At 69.8% G+C, this 16,249-nt stretch carries 14 protein-coding genes; 3 read left to right on the top strand and 11 right to left on the bottom strand.

The window, feature by feature from the left end:
* The first annotated feature begins 32 nt into the window (after positions 1-32).
* On the top strand, positions 33-635 hold the full coding sequence (locus tag RAC81_RS03960; RefSeq protein ID WP_375081117.1) for a TetR/AcrR family transcriptional regulator: 603 nt from the start codon (positions 33-35) through the stop codon (positions 633-635).
* 109 nt (positions 636-744) lie between these two features.
* Here the strand turns inward: RAC81_RS03960 and paaZ are convergent, their stop codons facing one another.
* From paaZ to pdhA, 8 genes are all read right to left on the bottom strand, one after another.
* On the bottom strand, positions 745-2,826 hold the full coding sequence (paaZ, locus tag RAC81_RS03955; protein WP_375081116.1) for a phenylacetic acid degradation bifunctional protein PaaZ: 2,082 nt from the start codon (positions 2,824-2,826) through the stop codon (positions 745-747).
* A gap of 31 nt (positions 2,827-2,857) precedes the next feature.
* Positions 2,858-3,724 (bottom strand): 3-hydroxyacyl-CoA dehydrogenase family protein, encoded by an 867-nt coding sequence (locus RAC81_RS03950; RefSeq protein WP_375081504.1) that lies wholly within the window; start codon positions 3,722-3,724, stop codon positions 2,858-2,860.
* 56 nt (positions 3,725-3,780) lie between these two features.
* Positions 3,781-4,557: an enoyl-CoA hydratase/isomerase family protein gene (locus RAC81_RS03945; protein ID WP_375081115.1), complete on the bottom strand. Its 777-nt coding sequence runs from the start codon at positions 4,555-4,557 to the stop codon at positions 3,781-3,783.
* Positions 4,557-5,747 (bottom strand): thiolase family protein, encoded by a 1,191-nt coding sequence (locus RAC81_RS03940; protein WP_375081114.1) that lies wholly within the window; start codon positions 5,745-5,747, stop codon positions 4,557-4,559. The genes RAC81_RS03945 and RAC81_RS03940 overlap by 1 nt, the downstream gene beginning before the upstream one ends.
* Positions 5,748-5,857: 110 nt before the next feature.
* The gene (locus tag RAC81_RS03935) at positions 5,858-7,177 is read right to left on the bottom strand and encodes an MFS transporter (protein ID WP_375081113.1); all 1,320 of its coding nucleotides are present in this window, start codon (positions 7,175-7,177) and stop codon (positions 5,858-5,860) included.
* Positions 7,178-7,359: 182 nt separating this feature from the next.
* Positions 7,360-8,793, bottom strand: coding sequence for a dihydrolipoamide acetyltransferase family protein (locus RAC81_RS03930; protein ID WP_375081112.1), 1,434 nt, complete (start codon positions 8,791-8,793; stop codon positions 7,360-7,362).
* Entirely contained in the window at positions 8,790-9,818 is a 1,029-nt protein-coding gene (locus RAC81_RS03925) for an alpha-ketoacid dehydrogenase subunit beta (protein ID WP_375081111.1), read from the bottom strand. The genes RAC81_RS03930 and RAC81_RS03925 overlap by 4 nt, the downstream gene beginning before the upstream one ends.
* Positions 9,819-9,879: 61 nt before the next feature.
* Entirely contained in the window at positions 9,880-11,004 is a 1,125-nt protein-coding gene (pdhA, locus tag RAC81_RS03920; RefSeq protein WP_375081110.1) for a pyruvate dehydrogenase (acetyl-transferring) E1 component subunit alpha, read from the bottom strand.
* A 151-nt stretch (positions 11,005-11,155) separates the two neighbouring features.
* On the opposite strand from pdhA, the gene RAC81_RS03915 reads away from it, so the two are divergent.
* The gene (locus tag RAC81_RS03915; RefSeq protein WP_375081109.1) at positions 11,156-11,593 is read left to right on the top strand and encodes an Lrp/AsnC family transcriptional regulator; all 438 of its coding nucleotides are present in this window, start codon (positions 11,156-11,158) and stop codon (positions 11,591-11,593) included.
* Positions 11,594-11,612: 19 nt separating this feature from the next.
* Here RAC81_RS03915 and RAC81_RS03910 read toward each other — a convergent pair whose 3' ends face one another.
* Both RAC81_RS03910 and RAC81_RS03905 read right to left on the bottom strand, forming a co-directional pair.
* Positions 11,613-13,178, bottom strand: a complete 1,566-nt coding sequence (locus RAC81_RS03910) for a DUF222 domain-containing protein (protein ID WP_375081108.1) — start codon at positions 13,176-13,178, stop codon at positions 11,613-11,615.
* A 199-nt stretch (positions 13,179-13,377) separates the two neighbouring features.
* Positions 13,378-14,031: an HAD-IA family hydrolase gene (locus tag RAC81_RS03905; RefSeq protein ID WP_375081107.1), complete on the bottom strand. Its 654-nt coding sequence runs from the start codon at positions 14,029-14,031 to the stop codon at positions 13,378-13,380.
* 79 nt (positions 14,032-14,110) lie between these two features.
* On the opposite strand from RAC81_RS03905, the gene RAC81_RS03900 reads away from it, so the two are divergent.
* Entirely contained in the window at positions 14,111-15,295 is a 1,185-nt protein-coding gene (locus RAC81_RS03900; protein WP_375081106.1) for a DUF998 domain-containing protein, read from the top strand.
* Between the two features lie 70 nt (positions 15,296-15,365).
* Here the strand turns inward: RAC81_RS03900 and RAC81_RS03895 are convergent, their stop codons facing one another.
* Positions 15,366-16,226, bottom strand: a complete 861-nt coding sequence (locus RAC81_RS03895) for a MurR/RpiR family transcriptional regulator (RefSeq protein WP_375081105.1) — start codon at positions 16,224-16,226, stop codon at positions 15,366-15,368.
* Between the last annotated feature and the right edge of the window lie 23 nt (positions 16,227-16,249).

Raw genomic sequence — 16,249 nt, 5'->3', positions numbered from 1 at the left:
GTCGCCCTTTCCACCTGCCACACTGTGTTCTGATGTCTGAGATGCAGAGTGCGCGACGAGGTCGCCCGGGTTACGACCAGCAGGGGATCCTCGCGGTCGCGGTTGCGGCGTTCAACGAGTACGGGTACGACGCGACCTCTATCGGCATGCTCGCCGAACGCCTGGGCCTGTCGAAGTCCGCGATCTACCACCACTTCGGCTCGAAGGACGAGATCCTCGATCGGGCGCTCGACTCCGCGCTGAGCAGCCTGGAGGCGGTCGTGGAGGATCAGCCTAGGGATGCCGGTGGGGGAGCCGCCGAGCGGCTGGAGCGCGTGCTCCGAGGCGCCGTGCACGTGCTCGTCGATCAGCTGCCCGCTGTGACCCTCCTCCTGCGGGTGCGGGGCAACACCGAGGTCGAGCGCACGGCGCTCTCGCGTCGGCGCACCTTCGACCGCCGCATCACGGCGCTCGTGTCGGCCGCACAGGATGAGGGGGCTCTGCGCGACGACATCGATGCCAGCGTGGCCGCGCGCCTGACGTTCGGCATGATCAACTCGATCGTGGAGTGGTACCGCCCCGGCGGGCGGGAGGGCGCCGACCGCCTGGCCGACGACGTCGTCGCGATCGCGCTCGACGGGCTGCGCAAGCGCTGACCGGAACCCAGCGCCCTCAAGCGCGGACCGGGAACCAACGCTGCCAAGCGCTGACCGTCGACAGCGCCGGCAAGCGCTGACCCGGCGCCCGCGCCAGCGCCAGCTCCCGCTACGCCGCCTCGCGCTCCTTCGCCACCAGCGTCAGCACGTCGTATGTCGCGACGATCTCATCGTCCTGGTTCTTGAGCACGGCGTCCCATCGAACCTCGCCGTACTCATCGGTCTCGCGAGGGGTGATCTGCTTGGCGGTGAGCTCGACGCGGATCTCGTCGCCCGGCGACACGGGCGTCACGAACCGCAGGTTCTCGAGGCCGGAGTTCGCCAGCACGGGGCCGGGCGCGGGGTCGACGAAGAGTCCGGCGGCCCACGACACCAGCAGGTATCCGTGCGCCACGCGTCCGGGGAAGAAGGGGTTGGCAGCGGCGGAAGCCTCGTCCATGTGCGCGTAGAAGGTGTCGCCGGTGAACGCCGCGAACGTCTCGATGTCGTCGAGCGTCACGGTGCGCGAGCCGCTGGCGACCTGGTCGCCGATGTGCAGTTCGGCGAGCGACTTGCGGAACGGATGCACGCCGTCGCTGTCCTGGTACGGACGCGCTGCCGCGCCCTGATGCCAGACCCCGGTGAGCGCGGTCATCATCGCCGGCGACCCCTGCACTGCCGTGCGCTGCATGTGGTGCAGCACCGCACGGATGCCGCCCAGTTCCTCGCCACCGCCCGCGCGCCCCGGGCCGCCGTGCACGAGGTTGGGCAGCGGGGATCCGTGACCGGTCGAGCTGCGGGCGTCGTCGCGGTCGAGGAACAGGACTCGGCCGTTGTACGCGGCGATGCCCGATGCCAGCGCGACGGCCACCTCCGGGTCGTGCGTGGCGACGCTGGTGACGAGCGAGCCGCCTCCACGCGCGACCAGGGCGCTGGCCTCGTCGAGCGAGTCGTACCCGATGATGCTCGACACCGGTCCGAACGCCTCGATCTCGTTCACGGCCGCGCTCTCGGCATCCGAGAAGCGCAGGAGCATCGGCGCGACGAATGCTCCGTCGCGAGCCGTTCCCTCGCTGCCGTCAGCGAGGCGCACGGTCGGCGCTTCGGTGGATCCCACGACGAGTTCGCCGCCGCCGGCGCGCAGGCGCTCCACCTGGCGCAGCACCTCGTCGCGCTGCTCCGTCGAGGCGAGCGGCCCCATGGTGACGCCCTCGGCGCGAGGATCACCGACAACCACCCGCTCCGACAGACGCGTCCGGACTGCCCCGATCACGTCGTCGACGAGGGCCGACGGGACGATCGCCCGGCGGATCGCGGTGCACTTCTGGCCAGCCTTGCTCGTCATCTCGGTGACGAGCTGGCGCACGTAGGCGTCGAACTCGGGGGTGCCGCTGACGGCATCCGTTCCGAGGACCGAGGCGTTGATCGAGTCGGTCTCGCTGGTGAACCGCACGCCGCCGGTCTGCACGGCGTCGTGCGCGCGGAGGCGCTCGGCGGTGGACGCGGAACCGGTGAAGGCGACGAGATCGCCGAGCCGCAGCTCGTCGAACAGGGTCGGGACGCTGCCGGAGACGAGCTGCAGCGAGCCCTCGGGGAGCAGCCCCGACTCGACCATGATCCGCACCATGGCCTCGGTGAGGTACCCGGTCGGCGTCGCGGGCTTCACGATCGTGGGTACTCCGGCGAGGAACGCGGGGGCGAACTTCTCGAGCGAGCCCCAGACGGGGAAGTTGAAGGCGTTGATCTGCACGGCCGCTCCACGCAGGCGCGTGTAGATGTGGCGGCCGATGAACGACCCGTCGCGGGAGAGATTCTCGACAGGTCCGTCGACGTACACCTTCGCGTTCGGCAGCTCGCGGCGGCCTTTGCTCGAGTAGGCGAAGAGCACGCCGATGCCGCCGTCGATGTCCACCCAGGAGTCCTGCGAGGTCGCGCCGGTGCGGCTGGAGATCTCGTACAGCTCGGACTTGCGCTCGGTGAGTGCGAGGGCGAGCTGCTTGAGCCGCACGGCGCGCTGGTGGAAGGTGAGTTCGCCGAGGGATTCCTGACCGGTGCTCCGGGCGTAGGCGAGGGCGGCGCCGAGGTCGAGTCCGTCTGTCGAGACGCGGGCGACGACCTCGCCGGTCGACGCGTCGCGCACTTCGGCGGCGTCGGTCGCGTCGGTGGGGGTCCACCACGCGCCCTGCACGTAGCTGGGCAGGATGTCGGTCATCTCTCGTCCTTCCATCTGTTGCTCTCCTCCATCAGGCATCCCACTCGTAGAAGCCCCGGCCGGTCTTGCGGCCGAGGTGTCCTTCGGCGACGAGACGGCGCAGCAGTGCGGGCGGTTCGAAGCGCTCGCCGAGGTGGGCGGCGAGGTATTCGGCGATGCCGAGGCGCACGTCGAGTCCGACGATGTCGGTGAGGCGCAGCGGCCCGACGGGATGCTTGTAGCCGAGGGTCATGGCGGCGTCGATGTCGTCGGGGGAGGCGACGCCCTCTTCGACCATGCGGATCGCCTCGAGTCCCAGCGCGACGCCGAGGCGAGACGAGGCGAAGCCGGGGGCGTCTGCGACGACGATGGGCGTCTTGCCGATGGACTGGACCCATTCGCGGGCCTGATCGACGAGCGGGGGAGCGGTGGCCGCGCCCCGCACGATCTCGACGAGGGTCGAGGCGGGCACGGGGTTGAAGAAGTGCATCCCGAGGAAGCGCGCGGGGCGGTCGAGCGTTGCGGCCAGCTCGTCGATCGAGATCGAGGACGTGTTCGAGGCGATGGCGGCGTCCGGGCCGATCTGCGTTTCGACCCGGGTGAGGGCGTCGACCTTGAGCGAGATGTCCTCGGGCACGGCCTCGACGACGAGCTCGCACGAGGCGAATCCGGTGATGTCGGCCGTGGACGAGAGCCGTGCACGATACGCCTCGGAGGTCTCGCCCGCGGAGCCGCGCGTGATCGACGCCTCGAGTGAGTTCACGACGCGATCGGATGCCGCGCGCGCGGCCTCCTCGTCGCGTTCGACGACGGTCACGTGCGAGCCGGCGAGAAGAAACGCATGCGCGATACCTGCGCCCATGCGTCCGCCGCCGAGGACTCCGACGTGTGCGGGCGCGTGTGTGATGCCTGCGCCCATGCGTCCGCCGCCGAGGACTCCGACGTGTGCGGGTGCATGTGCGTTACCTGCTGCCGTCATACCCGTTCTCCTGTCTTCGACCGGCCCCGCCGTTCGAGGAACTCGGTCATGCGCCGGAACTTCTCGGGGCTCTCGAACAGCTCCGCCTGCGCCTCGAGATCGACGGACGGATGCCGGTCACGCGGCGCGCGGAACACGCGCTTGGTCGCGATCGTCGCTGCGCGATCGTTGCGGGCGATGCGGTCGGCGATCGCGTGGGCCGCCGTCAGCAGGTCATGGCTGTCGTGCAGCGCTGACACGAGTCCGATCCGCAGCGCCTCCTCGGCCGTCACGGTGCGGCCGGTGAGCAGGAGCTCGATCGCCTGGGCATCGCCGACGATCTCCTTGAGTCGCCAGCTCGCGCCCGCTGCTGCGAGGATCCCGAGTCCGGTCTCAGGGTTCCCCATCGCGAGCGAGGGCGTGCCGATGCGGATGTCCGCGGCGTAGGCCAGCTCGGCGCCGCCGCCGAGGGCGTAGCCATCGATCGCCGCGATCACCGGCATGGGCAGTTCGGCGACGCGGATGAAGGCGTGTGCGTTGATGCCGCGCAACGCATCGGCGGCCCGTCGTTCGCGGAGTTCCGCGATGTCGGCTCCCGCGGCGAAGACGCCCGCGGCGCCGGTCAGGATGAGCGTGCGCGGCTCCGCCTCCAGTTCCGCGCAGAGCTCGTGCAGGGCATCGATCGTCGCCTGGTCGATGGCGTTGCGTTTGTCGGGGCGGTTGAGCGTGGCGAGGACCCGGTCGTCGGAGCGTTCGACGAGCAGAGGAGAGTCGCCGTCGGCGGTGGGCGTCATCAGACCTTCTCCAGGATCATGGCCGCGCCCTGCCCGACGCCCACGCACATCGTGGCGAGGCCGTAGCGCGATCCCTCGCGCTCCATGCGACCGAGCAGGGTGACGAGCAGCCGCGAGCCCGATGATCCCAGCGGGTGTCCGAGCGCGATCGCGCCGCCGTCGGCGTTCACGATGGCGTCGTCCAGCCCCAGGCGGCGGATGCAGGCCAGTGACTGTGTCGCGAACGCCTCGTTGAGTTCGACGGATCCGATGTCGTCGATCCGGAGTCCGGAGCGCCGCAGCGCCTTCTCGGTCGCCGGTACGGGGCCGAGTCCCATGATCTCGGGCGCGAGCGCCGCGCTCGTGCCGACGACGATGCGAGCGCGCGGGACCAGGCCGTAGCGTTCGACGGCGTCGCCGCTGGCGACGACGAGCGCCGATGCGCCGTCGTTGAGCGCGCTCGAGTTTCCGGCCGTGACGACCTGTCCGCCGGCCACGACCGGCCGCAACCGGGCGAGGACCTCGAGGGTGGTGTCGGGTCGTGGTCCCTCGTCGACCACGACGAGATCGTCGCCAATGGGAACGCCGACGATCTCGTCCTCGAACCGGCCGGCGGCGATCGCGGCCGCGGCGCGCTGCTGGGAGCGCACAGCGAACGCATCCGCCTCCTCCCGTCCGATGCCGTCGAGGCGTGCGACCTCCTCGGCCGTCTCGGGCATCGTGAACGTCGCCTTGTCGCGCGCGGCGAGACGGGGGTTCGGGAACCGCCATCCGATCGAGGTGTCGTAGGCGGCTCCCGGCTTGCCCCACGCCTTCTCGGGTTTGGCCTGGACCCAGGGTGCGCGAGTCATCGACTCCACGCCGCCGGCGACGATGAGGTCGGCGTCGCCGGCGCGGATGGCCTGGGCGGCCATGGTCACTGCCGACATGCCAGAGGCGCACAGGCGGTTCACGGTGATGCCGGGCACCGAGTCGGGAAGCCCGGCCAGCAGCACGGCCATACGGGCGACGTTGCGGTTGTCCTCGCCCGCCTGGTTCGCGGCGCCGAGGATGACCTCGTCGATGTCGACCTCGGCCGGGTCGATGCCCGCGCGACGCACGGCCTCGCCGACGACGATCGCGGCCAGATCGTCGGGGCGTACCGAGGCGAGGGTGCCGCCGTAGCGACCCACCGGGGTACGGGCTCCACCGACCAGATAGGCCTCGGTCATGCGGATCTCCTGACTGCGTCGTCTAGGCTCGTGCGAACCGGCCCGAATTACTGACCGATCGTATGGTAATTATGGCACAGGTCGGCCCGTCTCATCGAGGCGACCTTGCTTCAGCCGAGCAGGTCGACGCCCTTCGTCTCCTTCACGAGCGAGACGGCGATGAGCGAGATCACCGACGCGATGGCGATGTAGAGGCCGATGGTCCATGCCGCCTGGAACGTGTTCAGCAGCGCTTCGGCGATCATCGGGGCGAAGGCTCCGCCGAGGATGGCGCCGAGCGCGTACCCGATCGAGACGCCCGAGTAGCGCACGTTCGCGGGGAACATCTCCGCGTAGAGCGCGGCCTGCGGGCCGTAGGAGAGTCCGAGCGCGAAGGTCATGACGAACAGCGCGACGAAGTACCAGACGATGTTGCCGGTGTCGATGAGGAACCACATCGGGATCGCCCAGACCGCGAGCGCGACGTAGCCGATCTGGAAGGTGCGCACGCGTCCGAGGCGGTCGGACAGGTGTCCGCCCCACAGGGTGAAGATCAGCCAGCCGAACGAGGCGAGGGTCGTGGCGAGCAGCACGGGAGGGCGTTCCATGCCCAGGGCGGTGACCGCGTACGTCGCGAAGAAGGCGATCAGGAGGTAGCCGGCGGCGTTGTTCGCGATGAAGATGAGCGCGGTGAGCACGACCTGCTTCGTGTTCTTGCGGAAGAGGATGCCGAGGGGTGCGGACGCCTCCTTGCGGCGGCGCTGCAGCTCCTCGAAGATCGGGCTCTCGTCGACGGCGCGGCGGATGAGGTAGCCGACGCCGATCAGCACGATCGACAGCAGGAACGGGATGCGCCACCCCCACTCGAGGAAGGCCTCGGGCGACATCGAGGTCGTGAGCACCCACAGTGTCGCGGTGGCGAGGATCATGCCGACGGGGACACCGATCTGTGGGAAGGCGCCGAAGAGTCCGCGGCGTCCGCGGGGCGCGTGCTCGACGGCCATGAGCGCGGCTCCGCCCCACTCGCCGCCCGCGGAGAAGCCCTGCAGGATGCGCAGGATGATGAGGAGGATCGGCGCGGCGACGCCGATCGCGGCGTAGGTCGGGAGGACTCCGATCAGGGAGGTCGAGAGCCCCATGAGGATGAGGGTGAAGACCAGCATCCTCTTGCGGCCGAGCTTGTCGCCGAGGTGGCCGGCGATGATCGCGCCCAGCGGGCGGAAGAGGAATGAGATGCCGATCGTGGCGAAGGAGAGCACCTGCGCGAGGCCGGGGCTGCTCTCGGCGATCGGGGCGAGGAACAGCGGCGCGAGCACGAGGCCGGCTGCCTGCGCGTAGATGAAGAAGTCGTACCACTCGATCGAGGTGCCCACGAGCGTGCTCGCGAGCACGCGGCGTTCTTCGGCGGGCATCCGTCCGGTCGAGGTCGGTTCCGAGACTGCTGACGTCATGGCGAACTCCGTTGTTCTGCGATTCGGGACTGAGGTGATTCGGTACTGGTCGAGCGTGCGCGGCGGTCATCGACGCGCATTCCTAACTGATCGCTCGGTCAGTAATTGCCGAGCGTAGCGCATGGCGACAGCGAAATCGAGACCTCTCCGGACGCCTGATGCGATGCGAAACCCCTGCGCGGTCACACCCTGCCGAAGGCGCGCAGCGGATGCTCGATGAGTTCCGTGACGCGGCGGAGGAAGCTCGCGGCGTAGCCGCCGTCGCACACGCGGTGGTCGAAGACCAGCGAGAGCTGGGCGATGCGTCGAGGCGCGATCTGACCGTCGACGACCCAGGGGCGCTCGATGATCCTGCCGATGCCGAGGATCGCGACCTCGGGATGGTTGATGATCGCCGCGGAGCCGTCCACGCCCAGGCCGCCGTAGTTGTTGAGGGTGAAGGTCGAGCCACGCAGCCGCTCCGGCGGCATGCGGCCCTCGCGGGCGGTGGTCGACAATTCGCGCAGGGCGGAGTCGAGCTCATCGACGCTGAGGGCGTGCGCCCGCGGGACGACCGGTACGAGGAGGCCGCGGTCGGTGTCGACCGCGATGCCGAGGTTCACGCCGTCGAACGAGACGAGCTCCGATCCGTCGTCGCTGAGGCGCGAGGCCAGGATCGGGTGCTCGGCGAGAGCCAGCAGCACGAAGCGGGCGAGGATCGCGGTGATCGACGGCGCCGTGCCGCCGGCCGGAGCCATGTCGGGGCGGAGATTCCAGAGGTCCGTCGCGTCGACGTCGACCCAGACGGTCGCCTCGGGGATCTCGGAGCGGCTGCGCGAGAGTCGCGCGCTCACCGCCTTGCGCAGAGGTGACAGGCGTTCCCGAGAGCGGATGGCGAGGCCGTCGACGGTCTCGTACTCGCGGTCGCCCGGTGTGCCGGTGGTGTCGAGACTCGCTCGATCCGGGTTCTTCCCGATCCCGTCCACGGCGCTGTCGACCGCGGCGGCGAGGACGTCGGCGCGGGTGATGGCGCCATCCGGACCTGTGGGGACGATCTCGTGCACGTCGAGTCCGAGGTCCCGCGCGAGGCGCCGCACGAGAGGGGAGCGCACGGCTATGGGCCTGCGGACGGGCGGCTCGGACGGAGTCTCCGCCTCGACGCGAGCGATCTGTCGGTGATCGCTCGCCGTGGCCGGGCGACGTCGGCGTCCCGACATCGCGCGTCCCGATGTCCCATAGCCGATCAGGACGTTGCCCGACCCCGCTCGCTCTTCAGCACGGTACGCCTCGTGCTCGACGGATGGGGCGGGGCGAGCGCCCTCGGCATCCGTCTTCTTCTCGCTCTGCTCGGCTGCGCCCTCTTCTGCGACGTCGAGCACCGGTGCGCCGACGTCGATGGTGTCGCCTGCTGCTCCGTGCAGGGCGGTCACGACTCCGGCGTAGGGAGAGGGGAGTTCGACGATGCTCTTCGCCGTCTCGACCTCGGCGATCGGCTGGTCGGTGGCGATGGTGTCTCCGACCGAGACGAGCCACTGCACGAGTCCGGCTTCGGTGAGTCCTTCTCCGAGGTCTGGCAGACGGAAGGTCCTGGTGCCGGCGGGTGTCGTTGTCGCTGTGCTCTGGGTGTCGGTGGTCATGGTCGGTCCTCCCAGTGCAGCGAGTCGACAGCATCCAGGATCCTGTCGACGTCCGGCAGGTACCAGTGCTCGAGCTTCGGCGGTGCGAACGGGGTGTCGAATCCGGAGACCCGGCGCACGGGGGCCTCGAGGTACTCGAAGCAGCGCTCGAACACGCGGGCCTGGATCTCGGAGGCGACGCTCGCGAAGCCCGGTGCCTCGGCGATCACGACGGCGCGTCCCGTCGAGCGCACGGCGGCGGTGACGGTCTCGTCGTCGAAGGGCGTGAGCGAGCGCACGTCGACGACCTGGACGCTGCGTCCTTCCGCGGCCGCGGCTTCGGCGGCGTCGAGGGCGAGCGGGACGGATGCGCCGTAGGCGATCAGCGTGACGTCGGTGCCGTCGCGCGCGATGCGGGCGGAGCCGATGTCGACGGTGGCGGCGGTGTCGACCTCGCCCTTGGACCAGTACAGCTTCTTCGGTTCGAGGAAGACGACGGGGTCGGGTGAGGCGATCGCGGCGCGGAGCAGCGAGTAGGCGTCCTGCGGTGTGGCGGGGCTCACGACCGTGAGGCCCGGCGTGTGAGCGTAGTAGGCCTCGGAGGAGTCGCAGTGGTGTTCGACGCCGCCGATGCCTCCGCCGAAGGGGATGCGGATGACCATCGGCATGCGGACGCCGCCGCGCGTGCGGTTGGAGAGTTTCGCGACGTGGCTGACGATCTGCTCGAAGGCGGGCAGGGCGAACGCGTCGAACTGGAGTTCGACGACCGGACGGAGGCCGTTCATGGCCATGCCGACCGCGGTGCCGACGATGCCCGATTCTGCGAGCGGGGTGTCGAAGCAGCGGTCTTCGCCGAAGCGGGCGGTGAGTCCGTCGGTGATGCGGAAGACTCCGCCGAGGGCGCCGACGTCTTCGCCGAACACGACGACGGCCGGATCTTCGGCGATGGCGTCGGCGAGGGCGAGGTTGAGGGCGGCCGCCATGCTGAGCGTATGGACGGTCGATGCAGGGGTGTCGACGTCGATGCGGTCGTAGGTGATGGTCATCGCACGCCTCCTGAGAGGTGGGTTGTCGCTCGGTCGACGTCGATGCGGTCGTGGGTGATGGTCATCGCACGCCTCCTGCGGAGCGGGTTTCCTGGTCGCCTCCGAGCGCGTCGCGTTCTATCTCGTCGCGCAGCTGGTGCCACTGCTCCTGCAGCTGGGGCGAGCGTTCGGCGGTGACGAAGCGGAAGAGGTCTTCGGGGTCGAGGTCGGCGTCGGCGTTGAGGGCGGCACGCATGGCCGCGGCGATCTCCTCCGCTCCCATCGCGATCTCCTTCTCGAGCTCGTCGGTCAGCGCGCCGCTCGTCGTCAGGTGGGTGCGCAGGCGGGTGAGCGGGTCTCGTGCGACCCAGGCCTGCACCTCCTCGCGCTCGCGGTAGCGGGTGTCGTCGTCGGCGTTGGTGTGCGCCTGCATCCGGTAGGTGTGCGCTTCGACGAGGGTGGGGCCGCCGCCGCTCCGAGCGCGTTCGACGGCCTCGCCGAGCACCGAGAGCACGGCGGCGGCGTCGTTGCCGTCGACGCGCTGACCGGGCATCCCGTATCCGATCGCCTTGTGCGCGAGCGATGGCGCGGCGGTCTGTCGGCTGAGGGGCACGGAGATCGCGAACTCGTTGTTCTGCACGAAGAAGACGACCGGCACGTGGAACACGGCGGCGAAGTTCAGAGCTTCGTGGAAGTCGCCCTCGCTGGTCGCACCGTCGCCGCAGAGAGCGAGCACGACGGTGTCTTCGCCGCGCTGCTTCGCGGCGTACGCGAAGCCGACCGCGTGCAGCAGCTGAGTCGCGAGCGGCGTCGCTTGAGGGGCGACGCGGTGTTCCCGGACGTCGTAGCCGGAGTGCCAGTCGCCCTTGAGCAGGACCATGGCTTCGGCGGGGGAGACTCCTCGGGCGATCACTGCGACGGAGTCGCGGTAGGTGGGGAAGAGCCAGTCGGTGTCGCGCAGAGCGAGGGCGGCGCCGACCTGGCAGGCCTCCTGCCCGTGCGACGACGGGTACACGGCGAGCCGCCCTTGACGCACGAGGGCGCTGGCCTGGTCGTTGATGCGGCGACCCTCGACCAGTCCGCGATAGGCGGTCAGGAGCGCTGTGCTGTCGGGCAGACGGTAGTCATCGTCGGCGGCGACCAGCGTGCCTGTCGCGTCGATCAGCTGCACCGCCTCGTCGCGCGGGAGCAGTTCTGCGTGATTCATCCGTTCGCCCTCCTTGCCGAACCCGATGAAGACAGGATGCATCGCAATCGACACTCGTCCAAGGGTTGGAGGTGATTCGTGGATGAGTGGTCGATGGTTGTCGTCTGAGCGATCGAAGTGTCAGAATTCCAGCACGGGACAAAGGGGTGCCATGACAACGCTGGACGACGTCGATCACGCGATCCTCGAGGAGCTGCGCCGTGACGCGCGGGTGTCGATGACGGCGATCGCCGACGCGGTGCACATCTCGCGAGCCGGCGCGCACGCGAGGATCAAGCGGCTGACGGATGCCGGAGTCGTGACCGGATACACCGTGCGGACCGATCCGGTTCTGCTCGGGCACCACGCCAGCGCCTACGTGACGCTGGCGATCGAGCAGGCGACGTGGCAGGACGTCAGCGCACGGCTGCGCGCCATTCCCGAGATCGAGCACATGGCGCTCGTCGGCGGCGACTTCGACGTGATCCTCCTCGTGCGCGCCAACGATGCCCGTGACCTGCGGCGGATCGTGCTCGAGGACATCCAGGCGATCCCGTCGATCCGGTCGACGAGGACGACCCTGATCTTCGAGGACTTCGCGCTGGTCTGAGTGGCGTCGCCGCGAGGCGTCAGAACGGCGGCACTGTCGCAGGCGGCGCCGAGCCAGCGGTGTTCGTGTCGGTGTTCGTGTTCGTGTTCGTGTTCGTGTCGATGTTCGTGTCGGTGTTCGTGTCCGTGTTCTGCTCGGGAGGCATGTCGACGTAGGTGCGTCCGGTGGGGCTGGTCCAGGCGTACACACCGTCGCCCAGGTGCTCGACGTGCCAGGGCGTGTGATGTTTGAGGCTGTGGTGGCGGCGGCAGAGGGTGCCGAGGTTGCCCACGTCGGTGGAGCCGCCGAGCGCATGATCCTGCGTGTGGTCGATGTCGCAGTCGCGAGGCAGCTGACCGCATCCCGGGAACCGACATCGTTGATCGCGCGCTCTGAGATGGCGCTTCAGCTCCGCCGACGGACGGTACCGGTCGACGGCGAGGAGCCGTCCGCTGATGGGGTGGGTGAGGATCCGATCCCATCCGCCCGCGTCGCCGGCGAGACGTCGCGCCGTGGCGGCGTCGATCGGAATGCGTCCGTCGAGTTCCGCCGACACCGTGCTCGTCCCCATCAACGTCTGAACGGGAACCGTGACACTCACCGATCCGGCGATGGCTGCCAGCATCCCGTCGGCGGAACCGTGACCGGCCGGCGCCCCGGTGAGAACGAGGTCGAGGGTGAGGTCGCATCGGATCTGAGCGAGGGTCCTGGGGGCGGGATCGGCCTCGGGCCCGCCCTCACGAGGAACTCCGAACGAATCACGAATCGAGCCGGCCGAGGGTAGGTCACCCTCGCCGCCGCGCCCTCCGCCTCGAGCGTCCGCCGCCTGCGTCGAGGCGTCCGCCTTCTGCGTCGAGGCGTCCGCCTTCTGCGTCGAGGCGTCCGCCTCCCGGGTCGCGCGCTCCTCTTCCAGGGTCGTTCCCTCCGCTTCCTCGTGCGCGACGGACTTCGCCATCGCAGTGATCCGGTCGTAGGCGCCGTGAACGAGCGCGGCCGGCCCGAGGAGTCCAAGTTCGGCCATGCCGTCGGCTCGATCCTTCACCCAGACCGCGCGCTGTTCGCGGGCGCTCTGGTGACGCTCATCGATGGTGCGACGCTGGATCCGGTCGGCCACGCGCCGAGCTCGGCGGGCCAGGCGGTTCGGGGACTCGGTCTGCGTCCACTCGAGCATCTCCGCGGCGTAGGCGTCGCGGTCATCGGCGTCGTCGAGGTGCAACCCTGCGTCGATGATGACCCTCGACTGAGCGGCGCTCACCCGACCGTCTCCCTGCGCCTGCCACAGCAGGGGGAACTGCAGAACGAGCAGCTCGGCGTCGGCCATGCGGCGCTGCACGGTGCGATCGCTGAGGCGCAGGGCGGCCGCGAACTCCGCTGCCACCGCGCGCTGGGCCATCTCGCCGACATCGTGGATGCGGCTGTCGCCATCTCGGGCGTCGCGCTCTTCGGCATCCTGAACCGTTTCGAGCGCGATCCGTGCGCCGGAGGCGAGGAGCCCGTCGCGGCAGGCCATCAGGGAGCTGATCGCGCGGTCGACAGCCACGAGCGTTCCGGTGAGCGCGTCCATGGCTGCCACCTGCTCGACCGTCGCGTCCGCCAGTGCTGTCATACCCACACTGAATCAGCGACCACCGACATTCGGGGCCCAGATCAGCGCTGAAATCGGACGATCAGATCTAGTACTCCGGAACCCCGGAATTCAGCGCGCGGACTGCGGGCCCAAGGAGCCGCAGCCTCACTCCACGACGAGTTCGAAACCCCGCCGGGGAATTCAGCGCGCGGACTGCGGGCCCAAAAGAGCCGCAGCCTCACTCCACGACGAGTTCGAAACCCCCGTCGGCGCCCGCTCGCACGGAGACCTGCGTGAGGTCGGCGACGTGGTACTCGGGGGAGTGGGTCGCGGCGTGCGCGCCGATCCCGATCACCCGCATGCCCGCCGCGTGCGCGGCCTGGATGCCGGCGCCGGAATCCTCGAACACCACGCAGTCCGCCGGGTCGACGCCCAACAGCTTCGCGCCCAGCAGGAACCCCTCGGGATCGGGCTTCGAGGCCGAGACGCTCTCCGCCGTCACGACGAGCTGCGGGACCGTGAGCCCCGCCTCTCCCATCCGGGCGTTCATCAGAGGGACGTTGGCCGAGGTCACGATCGCGTGCGGCACGTCGGCGAGCGCCTCCAGCAGAGCGCCCGCCCCGCGGATCTCGACGACGCCGTCGACGTCGCTCGCCTCGGTCGCCAGCATCCGTTCGTTCTCGACCAGGTTCACCGCGTGATCGCGTTCGGGAAGCATGATGGCCATGCTCTGATGACCCTGACGCCCGTGGACGACGCTCAGTACGGTCGCCGGGTCGAGGCCGTGCGGTTCCGCCCACGCGAGCCAGAGCCTCTCCACGACCGCGGTCGAGTCGACGAGGGTGCCGTCCATGTCGAGCAGGACGGCGCGGGCGGGGACGATCTCGGTCATCTTTCCAGGCTACTGCCGCCCGGAACATCCATCCTTCGACGCTGCGTCGCGCGGACCTAGGATGTGCGCAGGAGGCAGCATGCGATTCGCGGAGGGCGGCAACGCAGACGGCGCGGGCCGGACGAGCCCAGACAGCACCGAGGACGCCGGGAACGACACGAGCGCCCTCGGCCGGATCCGCGACGGGATCAGCGGTGTGCTTGGTCAGCTGCGAGGGCCGGCGACGTCGGATGCCGTCTTCGAGGCGACCGCGCTCATCGTCGGCGCGGTCGTGCTCCTCGTCGGATTCCTCGTCGCCTTCCCGATGTTCTGGGGCCGGGAGCTTCCGATCAGCGGTCCCGGATCGATCGGGGTGTTCGCGGCGTACGGGGGAGCGATCACCGCGGCGCTCGCCTTCGTCGTCGGACGCCTCGCGGTCCGCCCCGACGAGCCGAGCGTCGACGGCACCCGTGACGGGTTCAGCGTGCCGGGCGACCGGCTCCGCTGGTACGACCTCGCGGCGATCGCGTTCGCGCACGCCGCCATCGCATATCTCGGCTGGCTGGGGATCGCCGAACTGCTCGAGCGGAGCTTCACCGACGCGCCGGTCTTCGCCTTCCCCGGTGCGGTGCTCGTCGCCGTCGCCTTCGGGCTCACGGCCTATGTGGCCTTTCTCAGCGCGGTCGCTCTGACTCCGATGGTCCTCTCGCTCGTCCTCGCCGTGTTCCTCGTGGTGGGAGCGTTCGCCAGCATGCTCGCCTCCAGCGACGTGCACTGGTGGCGCGACAACCTCTCCGCGCTCGGGATGAGCACGAACAGCGCCTCGATCGCCTTCAACGTCACGCTGATCATCGCGGGCGTCATGGTCACGACCATCGCCCGGTATGCGACAGCGGGCCTGCCCGTCGACGACCCGATCGACCGGCGAGGACGCCTCATCGTGCGCACCGGACTGATCCTCCTCGGGATCTTCCTCGCCTGCGTCGGCATCTTCCCCGTCGACGAGTTCTTCCTCCTGCACAACACCGTCGCGACCGGGATGGCGGTGGTCTTCGCCGTGGTGGTCGTCGGGCTCCCCTGGTTCCTTCGGAGCATCCCTCGGGTGTTCGTGGCCTTCGGCTGGGCCTACGTGCTCGTGATCGTGCTGCTCGCCGCTTTCTTCGCGGTCGGCTACTACAACCTCACCGCGGTCGAGCTGATCGCCGCCGTGCTCATCTTCAGCTGGATCATCGTGTTCCTCCGCACGGCCGGCTCGGTCGGCACGCATCGGCACGACACTCAGTGACAGGGCTGAGACCCACCGACGCGAGATTCGCCCGCGCACGAAGGGATGCCGTCCCGCCCCGTCCCGCGGCTCACTCCGCGCGCAACGCCTGCGTGGCCTCGGCCGTGCGCTGCAGCGCCTCGACGGCATCCGCTCGACGCCGACGCGCGACCCCCACGAACAGGCAGTCGACGAGGGCGAGCTGCGCGATCCGACTGACCATCGCCCCGGCGCGGAGGCGTGGCTCCCTCGCGTGCGTGAGCAGCACGACGTCGCCCGACGCCGCGACGTCCGACTCCGCCACGCCCGTGATCGCGATGGTCCTGGTGCCCGCGGCGCGCGCGGCCTCCAGGAAGCGCTGGGTCTCGATCGTCGTGCCCGACTGCGAGATCCCCACCGCGACCGTGTCGTCGGCGGAGAGCGCGGCCGCGGCGCTCGCCACGTGCGCGTCGGTGAGGATGACCGCCGCGCGCCCGATCCGGAGCAGCTTCTGTCCGAAATCCGCTGCGACGAGTCCGCTGGCTCCAATGCCGAAGAGGAGGATCCGTTGCGCGCCGTCGAGCGCGGCCACCGCCTCGTCGAGCTGCTCGTCGTCGAGTCCGGCGACCGTCTCCTCGATCGCCAGCACCTCGAGCGCGGCGACCTTCGCCGTCGCCTCCCGCAGCGAATCGTCGAGCGGGATCTCCGAGCCGAAGCCCGTCGAGGCGCTGAACTGCACCGACTCGCGGCCGAGTTCGGCGGCCAGTGCCATGCGCAGCGCCGCGTACCCGTCGACGCCCACCGAGCGGCAGAATCTCACGACGGATGCGACCGAGGTCTCGCAGATCGCCGCCAGCTCGGTGATGGTGCTGTCGACGACGACGCCCGGATCGTCGCTCACGGCACGCGCGATGCGCGCGAGGGAAGGGGGCAGCGTCTCGGCCGCTCCCGCGATGCGCGTCTGAATGCTCATGTCTCTCCGCCAACCAACTCGTG

Source organism: Microbacterium sp. CR_7 (assembly GCF_041954755.1).
Taxonomy (GTDB): domain Bacteria; phylum Actinomycetota; class Actinomycetes; order Actinomycetales; family Microbacteriaceae; genus Microbacterium.
This window is presented reverse-complemented; position numbering and strand designations above follow the sequence as displayed.

Bases quoted from the DNA above. Each gene is read 5' to 3' on its own strand.
- RAC81_RS03960 (WP_375081117.1), top strand. From the start codon at position 33: ATGTCTGAGATGCAGAGTGCGCGACGAGGTCGCCCGGGTTACGACCAG.
- paaZ (WP_375081116.1), bottom strand. From the start codon at position 2,826: ATGACCGACATCCTGCCCAGCTACGTGCAGGGCGCGTGGTGGACCCCC.
- RAC81_RS03950 (WP_375081504.1), bottom strand. From the start codon at position 3,724: ATGGGCGCAGGCATCACACACGCGCCCGCACACGTCGGAGTCCTCGGC.
- RAC81_RS03945 (WP_375081115.1), bottom strand. From the start codon at position 4,557: ATGACGCCCACCGCCGACGGCGACTCTCCTCTGCTCGTCGAACGCTCC.
- RAC81_RS03940 (WP_375081114.1), bottom strand. From the start codon at position 5,747: ATGACCGAGGCCTATCTGGTCGGTGGAGCCCGTACCCCGGTGGGTCGC.
- RAC81_RS03935 (WP_375081113.1), bottom strand. From the start codon at position 7,177: ATGACGTCAGCAGTCTCGGAACCGACCTCGACCGGACGGATGCCCGCC.
- RAC81_RS03930 (WP_375081112.1), bottom strand. From the start codon at position 8,793: ATGACCACCGACACCCAGAGCACAGCGACAACGACACCCGCCGGCACC.
- RAC81_RS03925 (WP_375081111.1), bottom strand. From the start codon at position 9,818: ATGACCATCACCTACGACCGCATCGACGTCGACACCCCTGCATCGACC.
- pdhA (WP_375081110.1), bottom strand. From the start codon at position 11,004: ATGAATCACGCAGAACTGCTCCCGCGCGACGAGGCGGTGCAGCTGATC.
- RAC81_RS03915 (WP_375081109.1), top strand. From the start codon at position 11,156: ATGACAACGCTGGACGACGTCGATCACGCGATCCTCGAGGAGCTGCGC.
- RAC81_RS03910 (WP_375081108.1), bottom strand. From the start codon at position 13,178: ATGACAGCACTGGCGGACGCGACGGTCGAGCAGGTGGCAGCCATGGAC.
- RAC81_RS03905 (WP_375081107.1), bottom strand. From the start codon at position 14,031: ATGACCGAGATCGTCCCCGCCCGCGCCGTCCTGCTCGACATGGACGGC.
- RAC81_RS03900 (WP_375081106.1), top strand. From the start codon at position 14,111: ATGCGATTCGCGGAGGGCGGCAACGCAGACGGCGCGGGCCGGACGAGC.
- RAC81_RS03895 (WP_375081105.1), bottom strand. From the start codon at position 16,226: ATGAGCATTCAGACGCGCATCGCGGGAGCGGCCGAGACGCTGCCCCCT.